Source organism: Streptomyces sp. NPDC111516 (assembly GCF_055635345.1).
Genome location: NZ_JBVKBV010000006.1, coordinates 313,661 through 329,103 on the forward strand (window position 1 = coordinate 313,661; position 15,443 = coordinate 329,103).

Below are 15,443 nucleotides of genomic sequence, written 5' to 3' on the forward strand. Positions count from 1 at the left end.
GGGCCGTACCCCCACACTCCCTTATATCGGGCATACGAGGTTCTGCCCGGCTTCTCAGCGCGTGCTCAGGTTTCTCTCATCTTCGGCCGTCACGCTCTTTTACATGACAGAGAGCCAGCGCCCGAGCGGCGAGTACCCGATGTACCCCTCGTACGGCAACGGTGACGCCTCCTACCCGCCGCCGCCGTCCCATCACCCCACGCAGCCGAACGCGACGGGCCCCGGAACCACCGCGTGGCCCGGCTGGGGCGGCGCGGACGGGAAGGCCGATGGGAACGGCGGTGGGGACGGCGGTTACGGCTCCGACCTCCCGCAGCCCGCACCCGAGCCGGCCGCGACCGGCCGCCGGGCCCGGCGGCCGGTCGCCCTCCTGGTGGCCGTGGCGATCGCAGCGGGGGCCGTCGGCGGCGGCACCGCCACCGTCATCGGCCGGCTCGCCGGCAACGACACGAACAGCACGGCCAGCGGCGTCGTCCCCGGCACCACCGTCTCGCAGAGCAGCAAGGGGACCGTCGCCGGTGTCGCCCAGGCCGTCTCGCCGATGATCGTCGAGATCAACGCGACCTCGAGGGCGGGCGAGTCCACCGGCTCCGGCGTGGTCATCACGTCCGACGGCGAGATCGTCACCAACAACCACGTCATCTCCGGCGCCTCATCGGTCAAGGTGACGCTCAGCACCGGCAAGACGTACAGCGCGGAGGTCGTCGGCACCGACTCCGGCAAGGACCTCGCACTCATCAAGCTCCGCGGTGCGAGCGGGCTGAAGACGGCCACGCTGGGCGACTCCTCGGCGGTCGCGGTCGGCGACCAGGTCGTCGCGATCGGCTCGCCGGAGGGTCTGACCGGCACCGTCACCAGCGGCATCGTCTCCGCCCTGAACCGCGATGTCACGGTCGCCAAGGAGGACGGCAGCGGCCAGGGACAGGGCGGGCTGGGCGGCGGCGGACAGTGGCCGTTCGAGTTCGGCGGTCAGCAGTTCAACGGCGACACCGGCAACTCCACCACCACATACAAGGCCATCCAGACCGACGCCTCGCTCAACCCCGGCAACTCCGGTGGCGCGCTCATCAACATGAACGGCGAGATCATCGGCATCAACTCCGCGATGTACTCGGCGAGTTCGTCCGACGGATCCAGCAGTTCCGGCGCGGGCAGCGTGGGTCTCGGCTTCGCGATCCCGGTGAACACACTCAAGGCCGACCTCGGCACCCTGCGGGCCGGCAACAGCTCCTGAGGAGACTTCCATGCACCACCACCCCACCGACACCCCCACCGGCCCGGCCGACCTGGCCCTGCCCCTCGCCCTCGTGACGGAACTGGCCGCGCACGGGACTGCCGAGACGCTCCGCGCCCCGGAGGTCCGTGCCGCAGCGGGCCGCAAGCGCCGGGCCGCGCGACGACGTGCCGCGGCCGTGCGAGGCTGATACCACGGCAGGCCCCTCGCGGCCCGCCCCTGCAGCCCGGAACGAGAAGAGGAAAACGAGCGATGAGCCCCGCCGAAGACGATCCGCAGCGCATCCTGATCGTCGACGACGAGCCCGCCGTGCGTGAGGCCCTGCAGCGCAGCCTCGCGTTCGAGGGCTACGGCACCGAGGTCGCCGTCGACGGCCTCGACGCCCTCGCCAGAGCCGACGCGTACGCGCCCGACCTCATCGTCCTCGACATCCAGATGCCGCGGATGGACGGCCTGACGGCGGCCCGCCGGCTCCGTTCCGCGGGCACCACCACCCCCATCCTGATGCTCACCGCCCGCGACACCGTCGGCGACCGGGTCACCGGTCTCGACGCGGGCGCCGACGACTACCTGGTCAAGCCCTTCGAGCTGGACGAGCTCTTCGCCCGCATCCGGGCCCTGCTGCGCCGCAGCTCGTACGCGGCCGCGGCAGGCGACGTCCCCGACGACAATGTGCTGTCCTTCGCCGATCTGCGGATGAACCTGGCCACCCGCGAGGTCACCCGGGGCTCCCGCCGGGTCGAGCTGACCCGTACCGAATTCACCCTGCTGGAGATGTTCCTGGCACACCCGCGGCAGGTACTGACCCGCGAGCAGATCCTCAAGGCGGTGTGGGGCTTCGACTTCGAACCGAGCTCCAACTCCCTGGACGTGTACGTGATGTACCTGCGCCGCAAGACGGAGGCGGGCGGCGAACCACGGCTCGTGCACACGGTGCGGGGGGTCGGTTACGCGCTCCGCTCCGGCGGCGGTGACGGATGACCGGGATCCTGCGCCGGCTCCGCGCCCTGCCGCTGCGGTCCCGGCTCGCGCTGCTGGTGGCGACGGCGGTGGCGGTCGCGGTGGCGGCGGTGGCGGTGGCCTGCTGGTTCGTGACGCGGGTGCAGCTGGAGCAGCAGCTGGACGCGTCGCTGCGCAGTTCCAAGGTCGACAAGAACTACCTGAGCAGCCTGTACAACTACTGCCAGGGCACCACCCCGCTGCCGCCGCCGCCGTTCACCGGATACACCGTTCAGCTCATCGACTCCCAGGGCACGGTGTGCATCGCCCCCAAAGCAGAGGCGCTCCAAGTGAGCCCCGCGGACATCGCGGTGGCCGAGGGGAAACAGCGCGACGCCCTGCACTCGGCGAAGAACGCGCGCGGGGAGAGGATGCGCGTCTACACGTACTCGCTGGTGCAGATCACCCCCGTTCCCGGTGGGACGACGGGCAGCATCGCCGTCTCCATCGCGCGCCCGATGAGCGAGATCAACGACCCGCTGTCCACGCTCGCCTGGGTGCTCCTGGCCGTCTCCGGCATCGGCGTCGGCGGCGCGGGCGCCGCCGGTCTCTGGGTCGCCCGCACCGGGCTGCGCCCCGTCGACGAGCTCACCGAGGCGGTCGAGCACGTCGCCCGTACCGAGGACCTCACCGTGAGCATCCCGGTCGACGGCGAGGACGAGATCGCCCGGCTGTCCCGGTCGTTCAACTCGATGACCGCCTCCCTCGCCAGCTCCCGCGACCGCCAGTCCCAGCTGATCGCGGACGCCGGCCACGAACTGCGGACGCCGCTGACCTCGCTCCGCACCAACGTCGAACTGCTCGCCCGCAGCGACGACACCGGCCGGGCCATCCCCCCGGACGACCGCAGGGCCCTGATGAACTCGGTCAAGGCACAGATGACCGAACTGGCCTCGCTCATCGGCGACCTCCAGGAACTGGCCCGCCCCGACGCCGCGACCCCCGGCCCGCTCCAGGTCGTCGCCCTGCACGACATCGCCGACACGGCCCTGGAACGCGCCCGCCTGCGCGGCCCCGAGCTGACGATCAGGGCCGATCTGACGCCCTGGTACGTACGGGCCGAGCCGGCGGCGCTGGAGCGGGCGGTGGTCAACGTCCTGGACAACGCGGTCAAGTTCAGCCCGCCCCGCGGCACGATCGAGGTCGCCCTCCGGGGCGGCGAACTGACCGTACGGGACCACGGTCCCGGCATCCCCGCCGAGGAGCTCCCGCACGTCTTCGAACGCTTCTGGCGCTCCCCGTCCGCCCGCCAGCTCCCGGGCTCGGGCCTGGGCCTGTCGATCGTCGCCCGCACGATCCAGCAGTCGGGCGGCGAAGTGACCCTGCGCCCGGCGGTGGCGGGAGACGGCACCGAGGCGTCGATCCGGCTGCCGGGGGCACCGACGCCTCCGCCGGGGCTGTGAGGGGGGACGATTCGGGTGTCCGGTCAGGCGTCGCGCCCGGTCGGCCGGGCACGCACGGTGACCACGACCGAGCACCCGGGTCCCGCAGCGGCCGTCGCTCGGCTTGTTCTTTAACCTTTCAACCGTTGTAGGGCGATAAGAGTCTTCTCGCGGCGGACGTTTCCGCGAGCTTGAACAGCTCATCGCCGCGTCCGGTCAGGCACACGTATAGCTCGCCCCGGAAGCGTGACGCTTCCGCGAACGCTTCCCCCACCGCAGCTTCGGGCAGCAGACTCACCTTCATGGCCTTCGTCTTGATCGGTGCACCTTGGTCGGAGCACGTGATCAGACGAAGGCCGCCTCACCGTCCGGCGGATACCCAGGTCAGCGACCCAGTTCGAGACACATTTCGGCGAACAAGCTCACATCGCAGGCCGACGCGCCGTTTCGCCTTCGCTGGGGTCCGGGAGACAGCGCTGTCGGGTGTGAGTGGTCAGTCTCCCTGGGACCAAGCGGCGCTCGGCAGTGACAGGTAGACGCCGAAGTCGACGAGCCCGGTTGCGGCGCGGATGTCCGCGTGGAGCGCATCCACACGCTCTTGGCGGTTGGCTTCCCTACTGGCGGACCACTTCGACTTGATCTCGATCACCACCGTCAGGCCACTACGGTCCAGCGGGCTCAGCGGCCGGAAGCGGATCTCGACATCCCCGGGTTGCAGCTCGCCGTCGTACGGCTCCTCAGGGCACTCCACAGCCAGGGACACCAGATGCGGCAGCACCGAGCCGAGTTCGCGTAGCTGGGGCTCGCCGGGCACCGTGGGCGCATAGGTCACCTCGACAAGCGGCATCCTCGACACCTTAGAGAGAGACCTGCCCCACCAGAGCACCGAGACCCCACCGACCCGGCCCCGGACGACCGCCCGGCACCCCGCACAGACGCCGCACACCCCGCTATGACGTGGCAAAACCGTCCGCCGCGAGGAGACCCTTATCGCTACAACGGTTGAATGGTTAACGAACGAGCTCAGAGTCGACGCCGGAACTCGGCGGCGAACTGCGGCGCCCCGCCGACCGCGAGCCGGTCCAGCAGTCCATGCAGATCGCGGGGCTCCCGCCGGTAACGAACGGCCTGGTCACGCAGGACACCCGTCACGTCGACGGGAGCCAGGTCCAGCATGTCCAACAGAAAGTCGTCGGGGTGGAGAACCTCGACCTCGTACGGATCCGCCGCCGAAGGCGGAAAATCCCTCATGCTGAGCGTGACCACGGCGTGCGCCTGCCCGCAGACCGCCGCCGCCAGCACATGGCGGTCCTTCGGGTCGTTCGTCATCACGGGGACGAGTCCCGCGTATCCCGTCACCGCGCTGTACGGGAAGGCGCCCGCCATGGCCTCGACGACGTTCTTGGCGGTTGTCGAAGTCACCTTCTCAGCCAGATTGCGCCGCAACTCCTCCAAGATGTCGGCCGACCAGAGCGGCTCGTAGAGCTCCGCTTCGGCCAGCCGGAGCAAGGTGTCCCTCAGGTAGTTCGGGAAGAGGACACACGTGTCCAGAACCACGCGCTGCACATCACTCCAGTTCGCTCGGTGTCATGGAATCTCAGGCGTCGTAGAGGCCTGCGTCCTCGGTCAGCTCCACTAGCTCGTCCAACCCCCTGCGACGCTGTGTACGGCGCTTCTCCTTGTAGGCGAGCACGTCCGCCAGCAGCACCCTGCGGTGCCGCCCCGGGCGGGAGAAGGGCAGTCCGCCCTCGTCCAGGATCTTCACGAAAGTCGGTCTGCTGACTCCGAGCAGGTCCGCCGCCTCCTGCGTGGTCAGGGTGGTGTTCACCGGGGCGACCGTGACCGCCTTGCCCTCCGACAGTGCGCGGACGACCACCATGAGGGCTTCGTAGACTTCCGGCGGCAGAGAACGGAAGGTGCCGTCGGGGCCGCGCAACAGTGCCGGTTCATCGGCCTGCGGGGCCCGGTCGAGAAATGCGCAGAGCTCGGCGATCTCCGCACGGTGTTCAGGCAGGAGGGTTCGATCCTCGACGGTGCTGTGCATAGCTCTGTCTCCTTCTTGGATGGCTCAAGCATCGCAGAATTCGAAAGACACGCAAGCGCTGATCCGAGGCAGGCTCCTGCACGTGACGGACACGGACACCGCGTACGGGCCCACGGCCCGGCCGAGAAGTGTCACTCCTCCGCCATCCGCCGCACCCGCGCGAGGCGCCCCTCGCCGCATGATGGCGCTCAGCTGGGTGGCCGGCCCCTCGAAGGTGAGGGGGAGATCGGGGCGCAGGCGCAGGCCGAACAGAGCGGCCGGGCGCCGGCAGGAGCGAGTGATCCGGTCGTTCAGATCCCGCTCGGCGGCAGCGAGCGCGGCCTGAACCTTCTACCGGAGGTCGCCGCCGGCCAGGCCGGCGGCCAGGCCGAGGAAGGTGGCGCGCAGGCGGGCGGCGAAGTCAGCCTGCGCCCGGCGCCGGACGGCGACGGCACGGTGGCGGCGATCCGCCTGCCGGGCGCACCGCAGCCGCCGCCGGGGCTGTGAGGCGGGAACCGGCGAAACGAAGGGAGGAATTTTCACTCACCGGCCCACCTCGTCCTGGCAGGAATACTCCTCGACCTGCTGGGGTGTTGGTTTATAGCTGCCCCTGTCCTTGATCGAGGGGAAATTCGTGGCGAAATCTTCGTCCCAGCCGCCCGAACCCATATATCGCTTGAGTTTGCCTTTGATCTTCTCGCGCACATCACGATGCCCCTTGGGGAGCGCGCAAATCGCGCCGCAGGGACCGTACGGGGTTTTACCGACCCCCGGTGCACACACATGGGCTCTCGGCGGCAGACAGCCCCGTCGGGCCGGTCAGACCCCGGGGTTGTGCCTGATCAGCGATTCGACCAGCCCCGACCGGGTGGCGGGGAAGTCCAGCGGAACGATGCCGAGCCCGGTCCACCCTGCCGCCCCGGAGCTGTCCAAGAATGACTGCACCTGCGGGGTGAGCCGGTCCGCGTTCCAGCGCGGCGGCATCAGGGCCGCGGTGCTGACGTAGTTCATGTACAGCTTCCCGGGCTGCTCGGCGGCCTTGCGGAACTGGGACTCGATCTTGGGGTACTTGGCGAACGGCTCCGCCATGTAGTCGTCCTGGATGTCGAAGAGTTCCGGGTCGGCGTAACGGACGCCGGGCAGACCTCCGTTGTCGGCGAGCAGCACCACCTTTCCGCGCGCCTCCCCGAGTGAGGGGAGCGCCGGGTCGATACGGAAGAGGGGCCGCCATCCCTTGCCGTCGAGATAGAGGTCGAAGATCCGCCGGAACTCCGCATCGCTCTCCTCGGAGTACTCCTGCTTGACCCGCATCAGCACGGTCTCGGCGGGATGAGCCGCCAGGAAGTCCCAGCAGGCGCCGAGCACATCTCCGAACATCAGGTTCTGGTACGAGGCCCCGTGGTGGATCGCGAAGGAGTCACCGGTGACCCGGCACCGCACGTCGAGGAAGCGCAGCCCGCTGTTCAACTGGTCCGCGATGGTGGCGTTCTGACACTCCGTCCAGGGGCCGCCGAAGCGGGCGCCGGAGTCGTGCGAACCGGGGATCGTGAGGCGTTGCAGCGCGGTGGCGTCGGGGATGGCGCCCATCCAGTCCTGGGTGGTGCCGACTTGCCGGGGCACGGCGGTGGCGGGCCCCGCGCCGACGAGGACCGTGGTAGTGGCGGCGAGAGCGCCGACCAGGAAGTTCCGACGCGTACCGGTGTACGGGCTCATGCGGGGGTGCCTCCGTCTGCCGTGGGGGGTCAGCCGTCAGATTATGACCGGCACACGTCATCTCTGGAACAGTGCCGCGTCACGGCGCCACGGCGGAGCCGGTGAGCAGATCCAGTGCGCTCGATGGGCACAAGGACGGACGCGAGGTCGCGTACGGCCGAGCGGATGCGGCAGACCGCCTCGGCGGGGTCGGCGGCCGTGCTCCGTGATACGTCAGCCACCTCGTCGGCCTCCATGGACCTGTAGGTGACGCGCTCGCACCAGTACGCCGTCATGACGGGGACGGTGGCTTCTTCCGGCTCGCGCATGGCTGGGCTCCTGACGCAGCATCGGGACCACCCCCTGCCCGCCGCCGGCGTGCCGGGCGTGGGCAAGGGGCACCCTCTTCGACCTCCCCAACCGGCGCAGGAGTAAGGGAAGTTGCGCCACCCCGGGACCTGACTCGCTCAGGGAGACGGCCCGGTGGGCGACACACGGCAAGCTAGTCCCTCGCGCAAGTCCGTATCAAGTGCTTGACGTCTAACGAGTGATGACTTCATCTTTTACGAGTGCTACGAGGTGATCGATTCAAGCCCACTGCACAGCGCATCGGGCAGCCCCCATCTGCGCCGATGGGAACCGCCCGATGCGAGTGCGCTACGAATCAAGCCAGATCGTCGAACTCGCCTTCCTTGGCACCACCGAGGAAGGCGCGAAGCTTGGCGCGACTCGTACGAATAACCACATCCGGGTTGTCGCTCTCCCGCATGAGGATCTCCCCTCCGCTCTCAGCGAGTTCCAGGCAGTTGTTGTCCTCGGCATCCGCCGACTTGGACGACTTTCGCCACTGAATTTCCATGGTTCTCACGCCTTCACACTCATACTTGCTCTGCGACTTCCTTGATGAATTCTCTTGAACTCTGCGGATCGAGCGATCGCCCTTCCGTCCGGTCAAGTACTGCTCGAAAGACCTGGAGACGCGCCTCGGCATCCACAAACGCGGAGCCGGTCGGAGTGTCCGTCTGCACGGTGTCGAGCTGTGAAACAGGACCGTAGACGTAGTGCGTCGAACTACCGGCGTTCGGAAAACCGCCCGCCACGAACGGGATCACTCGCACGGTGACATTGTCGCGCTCCGACTCCTTCAAGAGGTGATCGAGCTGCCCGGCCGCGACCTTGCGCCCTCCGTACTGCATCCGCAGGGCCGCCTCGTGAATCAGGAAGGTGCAGGTGGGCGGGTCCGGCCGATCAAGAACGTCCCGACGCCTCAACCGATGCGAGAGCCTGCGACGGAGGCTCGCCGGCGTCGGAGTGGGCAGCGCTTCCGCGTACACGGCACGCGCGTAGTCCTCGGTCTGGAGCAAGCCAGGCATATGCATGATCTGTACGGATCGGAATCCGACTGCGTGGTGCTCCAATTCAGCCAGGTCGAGCGTGCTTCCGGAGAGCTCACCCCTATAGTCCTCCCACCACCCCTTTATCCGCTCCTCGGCCATGTCGGCGAGCGCCTCGACATAGGCCACGTCGGAGCATGCGTAGTGCCCGGCCCAGGTACGCACCCGCGCGCCACTCACCCCGAACCGCCCCGATTCGGTGTTGCTGATGGTGGTGCGGTCCGTGCCCAGCCGGGCTGCGGCCTCAGTTGGTGTCAGGCCCGCGTGCTCACGCATCTTGCGCAGTTCCGCACCCAGTCGGCACTGCCGCGCGGTAGGGGGCTTCCTCGGTGGCATCGGCCTCTCCTCTTGTCGAAACCCAGTGTGGCCGCATCCCTCGAACGGGTCCACCTCTCACAAGAATTATGGATTCCTCTACAACACTTGATACGCACACGCTATCGTCCTCACAACACCACACCGCACGTCGGTAAACCCGAAGTGCAGCCGTACGAACGCGCGTTGACCCGCGCCCCGTCCGGCCATCGCCACGGATCAACGAGCGACGCACCGGTTCAGACCGCACCGTGTTGGGAGAACGACATGAGCACCGCCACCGCAACTCCCCCGCCACCGAACCCACTCGGCGGCGACACCTACCGGCTGACACTGCCGAACACCGCGAGCGCCGCCAGGATCGCTCGTGACTTCGTCACCTCACTGCTGAACGTCAGCAGACACCCCGGGCTCATCGACGACGCACGCCTCTGCGTCACCGAAGTGGTCACCAACGCGCACCGGCACACCTGCACGCACCTGATCCGCGTTCATGTGACGGTCAATCGGAAGCGCGTCACCGTCGCGGTCGCGGACGACGATCCCACCGCGCCGGCCGTCCTCGGCGTACTGCCCGCAGGGCTCGAAGGGGAGCACGGGCGAGGGCTCGTCCTGGTGGACAGCCTCGCTCTGGCCTGGGGGGCGAACATCTTCGGGGGCCGCTCGCCCAGTCGCAAGATCGTCTGGTTCACCCTCGGCAGGCCGGAGTCGACACCGTGAGCGCATGGGGCCCGGTCCTGATCGCCGTCGCGCTCGGCACACTCGCCGCAGGTCCGCTTCTGGCACCGATACCGCGCCGGTGTAGGTTCTCAGCCGCTGTGTCATGGAGCGACGTGGTGACCTGAACGTTTTCAGGCTGTCTCACGTCGTGTCACCTGCCTGCTGTCTCAGCCTCGTTTCATTTCCTCAAGCGAGCACCAATCGGCCAACGGCTCATTGCTCCCGGTCCGTGCTGTCTGCTCTGTGGGGAAGCAGGGGAAACAGTCGGCTGATGAGGGCCACCGGTAGAGCGCCGTCGGGCCGGGCCAGGGGGCGTTGTTCGCGATCCTGGTAGGGCGCGAGCGCCCGTCGGATCACGTTCGCGACCCGGCTCATCTCTTCAGGTGTCAGGTAGGCGACGGCGCTGAAGGCTTCGTCGTGGCGCCATTCGGCCGGCGCCTCGTCTCGCTGAGTCAGCCATTGCTGCCAGCTCTCGTCTTCCAGCCCTCGGGCCAGGTCGCCGAACCGCTCCTGCGTAGGCCCGTCGGCAGTCGAGGTCCGCTGCTTCAGACGCCAAGGACGTGCGCGGCCCCCGCTGTGGGGGGCCTCTTCGATGTATCCGTGACGTGCGAGCTGTCGTAGGTGGAATGAGCAGAGGCCAGAGCTGTAGCCCAGCCGAGAGGCGGCTTCGGTCGCCGTGACGGTGCCAACTTCGGCCAGTAGGTCCAGCAAGGCTGTGCGAACTTCGTGCTCGCGCAGTTCTTCGCCAGTGCTGGCTGTCTGGTCGTCCGGGATGTTGACGTCACCTTCAGTCACTTTGCAAATTCTGCTACTTTGCAAAGCACTTCGCAAGCAGTAGTCCTTGCTGAAGGCATCAGCTGCGGTGGCCGCGCAGCAGCTGCGGCGTGCACAAAAGGGAGACAACCATGTCTGTTGGTCACGAGCGGTCCCGTCCCGTCGACCGGCGAGTCCGTGTGCAAGGCCGCCCAGTGGACACCTGTCCGACTCTGCCGCCGGAGGCGGAACGAGGTTCGGTTCGCAGCGTCACGGTGGTGGGTGAGGAGGTACTGAGCCGTCCGTGCCGGGAAGTGACCGAGTTTGGGACTCCGGAGTTGTCGGCGTTAATCGACGACATGTTCGTGACCATGTATGTGGCCGACGGTGCCGGTCTGGCTGCCAACCAGGTTGGCGTTGACCTGCGGTTGTTCGTGTATGACTGCCCGGACGACTATGGGATCCGGCATGTCGGTCACATCATCAACCCGGTTCTGGACCTGCCCGATCCGGGTAGCCGCCGACTCATTGACGACTTCGAGGGCTGCCTGTCCGTGCCCGGTGCTGGCATGGCGGTTCCCCGCACCGATCGCGCCGTCGCTCGCGGGCTCGACAAGGACGGCAACCCCCTCGTCATCGAAGGAACGGGTTACTTCGCCCGGTGTCTGCAACACGAGACCGACCACCTCTTCGGTCACACCTATCTCGACCGGCTCTCCAAGCGGGACCGCAAAGACGCGCTGCAGCAGATGGCAGACCGCCGTGAGGACGTCTTCGCCCAACGCGCGATCAAGGCCGCCCGCCTGGGCCGGTAAGGCGCTTGGCGGCGGCCGCTTTCCTATCGAAGGACGTGAGACGCTGTCCTGTCGCTGAACTGGCAGCCGGCAGGTCTCCAACCTGTTTGGTTACCAAGTGATTTGGGAATCGGGCCGGATGTCGTTCTCAAACGGACTGGCTTTTGCGGAACTGGAGCTTGTGGTTGATGTTCCGTCCGAGACCGGTTCACCGCTCGCTGGCCGCTTCCAGGATCGCGTGAAGACGCGACAGGCATTCGCTGACGAAGAGGGGGTAGGTGTCCCAGTAGTACGACACCCCGCTGACTCCGACAGCGATGGCCCACGCCCGGGCACGCAGCCACGTCACGTCGTCGAGGCTCATGGCGTCCCAGTACGTCTGTCGGGCCTGGGGTGGAAGATCCCACAGGGGTGAGTGCTCGGCGTCGGGAAAGCCGACCGAGAGGCATCCGAAGTCGATGACCCCGTGCAGCTTTCCTTGTTGGACCAGAAGGTTGCTGGGTTTGAGGTCTCCGTGGAGCCACACCTGGCGGCCGGACGGCTCGGCCAGGGTGAGCGCACTCTGCCACAGCTGTCGCAGGCGTGGGATGTCCAGGTCGACGCCCTCGATCGTGAGGCAGTTGTCGAAGCACACGCTGATCCAGCGGTCACAGGCGCGCAGGCCACCGCCGCGATACCAGCTGAGTTCGTCCTGCCGAGTGGCTCCCATCAGGGGGACGGAATGCAGGCTCTGCACGATCGCCGCAAGGTCGGCCCCGAAGGCGGGCCAGTCGGTGACCGAGCCCGGGCCGGCTTCATCGCCGTCGATCCAGCGGTACACCGACCAGGCGAGCGGGAATGCGGAACTCGGAGTGCCTTCGTGCACTGGCTCCGGGATGCGGCAGGGAAGATGTGGCGCCAGCCGCGGCAGCCATGTCTGCTCCTTCCGTACGGCCTGCGCGTTGTCCGGGGTGCGCGGCAGCCGCATGAGCAGCTGGTCGCCGAGCCGGTACATCGTGTTGTCCGTGCCCGCACCGGCTGGCGAGATGGTGAGGTCGGCCCATTCCGGCCGTTGCTGGCGCAGCAGCGACCGGACCACCACCTCGTCCGCATGGATCTCGTTCTTGTGAAGTGTCACGGTGAGAGCCTTCTGCCCGGGCTTCGCCGCCGCCAGTGATTTTCCCGAGGCGATCGCCCTTCTGAACCCGATCCACTGAGAATCCGCCAGGTCAGGTGAGACCGAGTGGGAATCTGCCAGCTTCAGTGCGACACGCGAGCTCAAGTAGCAGGACGGCAAAGACATCTGGCTACTCGGTGGCGCCGAGCTGGCGGGCTCCCTGTACACCGAGATCGACACGCTGATCCTCAAGATCGGCCCGCTGACCATCGGCGACGGGATCCCGCTGTTCTCCCGCAAGGCCGCCTTCGACCCGCGCACCTGGACACTCGCCGAGCACACCGTCCTCGAGAGCGGTGCGGTATTCCTCACCTACACGCGCATCAGCAGCTGAGCGCTCCGGGTGGGCAGCGCTTGTGCGAGACCCGGCGCGGGCGCGCTCAGAGCGTCACGCAAGCGCCGCCGTGGCCGCAAGATGGCCTTGGCAGGAGCGCGGCCGCTGGAGCCAGGGTGTGACGCGTGGCCGTCCGGGTTCGGGCGGCAGCACTGCGGCCCCGCACCTTCGGGTGCGGGGCCGGAGCGTTTTGCGGGACCGGTCGGGCTATTGCTGTGCGGCCGTCCGGCGGCGCTTCCACCAGATCAGTCCGCCGCCCAGGGCCGCGAGCGCGGCGGCGATGCCCGCGATCAGGCCGATGGGGGTGTCGGAGCCGGTGTGGGCGAGCCCGCCGCCCGGGGCCGGGTCGTTCTGGCCGCCGGTGTGGCCGCCCGTGGCGGGCGGCGTGGACGGGTCGGGCGCGGGAGTGGTCGGCTTGCCGGTCGGCTCGCCCGGCTTGGTCGGCGTCGGGTCAGGTCCCGGCTCGTCACCGCCTCCGCCGATGTCGGTGGAGGTGGTGTTGCCGCCCAGGAGCAGCAGGTTGCCGTCGTTGTCCTTGGCGTTGTCGGTGAGGGTCTGCACCGACGTCCGGGTCTGTCGGGGAAGGTAGCGGTGCTCGGTGGTGAACCGGGTCTTGGTGATGTTGCGCTTGGGCTGCTTGGAGAAGTCGACGCCGCCGACGATGTAGACCATCACGCCTTCGGCGGTGTCCACGTCGTACTGGAACTCGCCGTCGAGGAATACCTTCCGGTACTTCTGGAACAGCTCGTTCTTGTCCCAGTTCTGGTTGGGGGCGCGCAGCGGCCACGCCTTCACGTCGTTGCTGTTGATGATCTTGCGGTAGTCGGTGGGCGTCCTCGCGTCCTGGAGACGGATCCACTCGGCGGCCACGCGGGCGGTGTAGACGCGGCGCAGATCCGCGTACTGCGGGGCGGTGTTGATGGTCTTCTCGACCTCGGGAACGATCATCCGGTCGATGACCCGCTGTGCCTGATCCCGTTCGGCCTCGGACGGGTTGCAGATCCGCTCGCCGCCGGGCTCGGTGGCGAAGTCCTGCGGCGTGGACTTCAGCTTCAGGGGGGCGTCAAGGATGTAGATGCCGCCGTCCTGCTCGCGTACCGTCGCGGTCTTCGGCTCGATCCAGTTGCGGATCCCGGCGAAGCACGGGCGGCCGTTCACCTTGGGCAGGGACGCCCAGAACCGCTTGCCGAGATCGGTCTTGGGGTCCATCGTCTCGAAGAAGTCGTGCTTCATCTGGAGATCGGCTTCGAGAAGGATCCGGCCGGCGTCGGTCTTCCCGAACTGGGCGTCCATGACCCTGTTGGGCTCGTCCGGGTTGAGGTTCACCCAGAACTTGTCCGGAGTCAGCGCCAGCCACGTCAGGAAGGCGTCCGAGATGAGCTGCGCCTTCTCCTTGCCGCCCCAGCCGGCCTTCTCCTCGGGGTCTTCCTTGGCGGAGAAGCCGTAGTCCAGGCCCTTGCCCTTGACGGGCTTGCCGACGTAGCGAAGTTCGAGGGTGGTGAAGTCCACGCCGCCCGGGCCGCGTGGGGAGAGCCGGTTGGGGTCGGCGGCGTTCTTCCGGTTCAGGTAGTCGCCCATGCTCTTGAGGTCGGGACGGGACTCGCGGATCAGGTCGTTCGCGCCGCCGCCCGTGGTGGCCGGCTTGCCGGGGGGCTGCATGTTGGTCGACTTCGCGCGCACGCCGCCGCTGGGGGCCTTCTCGACCTTGTCGGAGCGGTAGTTGTACTCCGTGACCCGGTCGGCGCCCGCGTTCTTACGCAGCTTCTCCTTCAGGTCGATCGCCGATTTTTCCTGCTTCTCGGCGTAGATGTACTTCATGGACGTGTGGCGCCAGTTCTTGTCCTTGGACCACGCGATGTCCTTGGGGATCTGCTTGGGGTCGGGCTGCCCGTTGGACTTGATCTCCAGGATCTGCCCGGTCTTGGTGTTGTAGGCGTCGAGCTGCCTGCGGTAGGTCTTGCCGGTGTCCGGGTCCTTGAATTCCACCTCCTTCTGGCAGATCCACTCCGGGCCGGTCAGCCCGTGGTCCTTGATGACCTTCTTCTCGAACGCCTTGCCGCGCGGGTCGTTGCCGGCGTTGCGGATCAGACGGACATCGCGCCAGTGCGACCAGTCACCCCACGCGTTCGAGTTGGACTTGCGTGCCTGGAGCCACGTCCAGTAGACGCGGTCGATCGGCTTGGACTTCGGCGGCTGCTTCTTCAGGTTCTTCAGCCGGTCGATGTCGGCCTGGCTGGGCGGGCCGAGGCCGTCCCATTTCTTACCCGGGTTCTCGTACTCGTACGTGTCCCACCGGGACTTGTCCCGGGAGGCGTCGAACTCCGGGAGTTCGGCGATGGCCTGGATGTCGTCGGCAAGGCTGTAGTAGTCCTTGCACGGCGTGCCCGGGTCCAGCGGCTTCGGCGGCCTGGGGGCCGCGCCCGCGTTGCCGGTCAGGCCGGGAAGCCCGGTGAGTAGTAGGCCCACTGCCGCGACGACAGCCGCAGCGGAGGCCAGACGGGCCCTGGCGCGTGAACGTATCGCTTTCAAACTCTTTGTCCCTGCTCGTGGGGGCTGGGGGACAGGTATGGGGCGGTGTGAGCCCCCGTGACATGACACCGCCAAACCGCACCACCTTAGGGCTGCAACTCCTCCGCGAGCCAAGGGG

The 15,443-nt window shown here is 67.8% G+C and carries 17 protein-coding genes and 1 pseudogene; 7 read left to right on the plus strand and 11 right to left on the minus strand.

Annotation, left to right across the window (positions count from 1 at the left end):
• Positions 1–103: 103 nt before the first annotated feature.
• The 4 genes from ACZ7L9_RS15375 to ACZ7L9_RS15390 all read left to right on the plus strand — a co-directional run bounded on the left by ACZ7L9_RS15375 (position 104) and on the right by ACZ7L9_RS15390 (position 3,636).
• Positions 104–1,234, plus strand: coding sequence for a S1C family serine protease (locus tag ACZ7L9_RS15375; protein ID WP_471415638.1), 1,131 nt, complete (start codon positions 104–106; stop codon positions 1,232–1,234).
• Positions 1,235–1,244: 10 nt separating this feature from the next.
• Positions 1,245–1,424: a hypothetical protein gene (locus tag ACZ7L9_RS15380; RefSeq protein ID WP_471415639.1), complete on the plus strand. Its 180-nt coding sequence runs from the start codon at positions 1,245–1,247 to the stop codon at positions 1,422–1,424.
• Positions 1,425–1,486: 62 nt separating this feature from the next.
• Complete coding sequence (locus tag ACZ7L9_RS15385; RefSeq protein ID WP_471415641.1) at positions 1,487–2,215, plus strand: response regulator transcription factor; 729 nt, start codon at positions 1,487–1,489, stop codon at positions 2,213–2,215.
• A complete protein-coding gene (locus tag ACZ7L9_RS15390) occupies positions 2,212–3,636 on the plus strand; it encodes a sensor histidine kinase (RefSeq protein WP_471415642.1) in 1,425 nt (474 codons plus the stop codon). The genes ACZ7L9_RS15385 and ACZ7L9_RS15390 overlap by 4 nt, the downstream gene beginning before the upstream one ends.
• A 472-nt stretch (positions 3,637–4,108) precedes the next feature.
• On the opposite strand, the gene ACZ7L9_RS15395 is transcribed toward ACZ7L9_RS15390, so the two are convergent.
• From ACZ7L9_RS15395 to ACZ7L9_RS15430, 8 genes are all read right to left on the minus strand, one after another.
• Positions 4,109–4,462: a hypothetical protein gene (locus ACZ7L9_RS15395; RefSeq protein WP_471415643.1), complete on the minus strand. Its 354-nt coding sequence runs from the start codon at positions 4,460–4,462 to the stop codon at positions 4,109–4,111.
• A gap of 176 nt (positions 4,463–4,638) precedes the next feature.
• A complete protein-coding gene (locus ACZ7L9_RS15400; RefSeq protein ID WP_471415644.1) occupies positions 4,639–5,172 on the minus strand; it encodes a PIN domain-containing protein in 534 nt (177 codons plus the stop codon).
• A gap of 40 nt (positions 5,173–5,212) precedes the next feature.
• On the minus strand, positions 5,213–5,659 hold the full coding sequence (locus tag ACZ7L9_RS15405) for a helix-turn-helix domain-containing protein (RefSeq protein WP_471415645.1): 447 nt from the start codon (positions 5,657–5,659) through the stop codon (positions 5,213–5,215).
• A gap of 330 nt (positions 5,660–5,989) precedes the next feature.
• Positions 5,990–6,181 carry a hypothetical protein gene (locus ACZ7L9_RS15410; protein WP_471415647.1) on the minus strand — a complete coding sequence of 64 codons (192 nt, stop codon included), beginning with the start codon at positions 6,179–6,181 and terminating at the stop codon, positions 5,990–5,992.
• Positions 6,182–6,343 (minus strand): hypothetical protein, encoded by a 162-nt coding sequence (locus tag ACZ7L9_RS15415; protein WP_471415648.1) that lies wholly within the window; start codon positions 6,341–6,343, stop codon positions 6,182–6,184. It lies immediately after the preceding gene.
• A 114-nt stretch (positions 6,344–6,457) separates the two neighbouring features.
• Entirely contained in the window at positions 6,458–7,351 is an 894-nt protein-coding gene (locus ACZ7L9_RS15420; protein WP_471415649.1) for a phosphatidylinositol-specific phospholipase C, read from the minus strand.
• Positions 7,352–7,994: 643 nt separating this feature from the next.
• Entirely contained in the window at positions 7,995–8,189 is a 195-nt protein-coding gene (locus ACZ7L9_RS15425) for a DUF397 domain-containing protein (RefSeq protein ID WP_471415651.1), read from the minus strand.
• Positions 8,190–8,208: 19 nt separating this feature from the next.
• Entirely contained in the window at positions 8,209–9,060 is an 852-nt protein-coding gene (locus ACZ7L9_RS15430) for a Scr1 family TA system antitoxin-like transcriptional regulator (protein ID WP_471415652.1), read from the minus strand.
• A gap of 246 nt (positions 9,061–9,306) precedes the next feature.
• On the opposite strand from ACZ7L9_RS15430, the gene ACZ7L9_RS15435 reads away from it, so the two are divergent.
• On the plus strand, positions 9,307–9,759 hold the full coding sequence (locus ACZ7L9_RS15435) for an ATP-binding protein (protein WP_471415653.1): 453 nt from the start codon (positions 9,307–9,309) through the stop codon (positions 9,757–9,759).
• Between the two features lie 213 nt (positions 9,760–9,972).
• Here the strand turns inward: ACZ7L9_RS15435 and ACZ7L9_RS15440 are convergent, their stop codons facing one another.
• On the minus strand, positions 9,973–10,554 hold the full coding sequence (locus ACZ7L9_RS15440; protein WP_471415654.1) for a winged helix-turn-helix domain-containing protein: 582 nt from the start codon (positions 10,552–10,554) through the stop codon (positions 9,973–9,975).
• Between the two features lie 110 nt (positions 10,555–10,664).
• Between ACZ7L9_RS15440 and def the strand changes: the two genes are divergently transcribed.
• Positions 10,665–11,327 (plus strand): peptide deformylase, encoded by a 663-nt coding sequence (gene def, locus ACZ7L9_RS15445; protein ID WP_471415655.1) that lies wholly within the window; start codon positions 10,665–10,667, stop codon positions 11,325–11,327.
• 187 nt (positions 11,328–11,514) lie between these two features.
• Here def and ACZ7L9_RS15450 read toward each other — a convergent pair whose 3' ends face one another.
• Positions 11,515–12,423, minus strand: coding sequence for an aminoglycoside phosphotransferase family protein (locus ACZ7L9_RS15450; protein ID WP_471415656.1), 909 nt, complete (start codon positions 12,421–12,423; stop codon positions 11,515–11,517).
• A 148-nt stretch (positions 12,424–12,571) separates the two neighbouring features.
• Between ACZ7L9_RS15450 and ACZ7L9_RS15455 the strand changes: the two are divergent.
• Positions 12,572–12,796: pseudogene (locus tag ACZ7L9_RS15455) on the plus strand (dihydrofolate reductase family protein); the annotation flags it as partial.
• A 207-nt stretch (positions 12,797–13,003) separates the two neighbouring features.
• Here the strand turns inward: ACZ7L9_RS15455 and ACZ7L9_RS15460 are convergent.
• Positions 13,004–15,325: an LPXTG cell wall anchor domain-containing protein gene (locus tag ACZ7L9_RS15460; protein ID WP_471415657.1), complete on the minus strand. Its 2,322-nt coding sequence runs from the start codon at positions 15,323–15,325 to the stop codon at positions 13,004–13,006.
• Between the last annotated feature and the right edge of the window lie 118 nt (positions 15,326–15,443).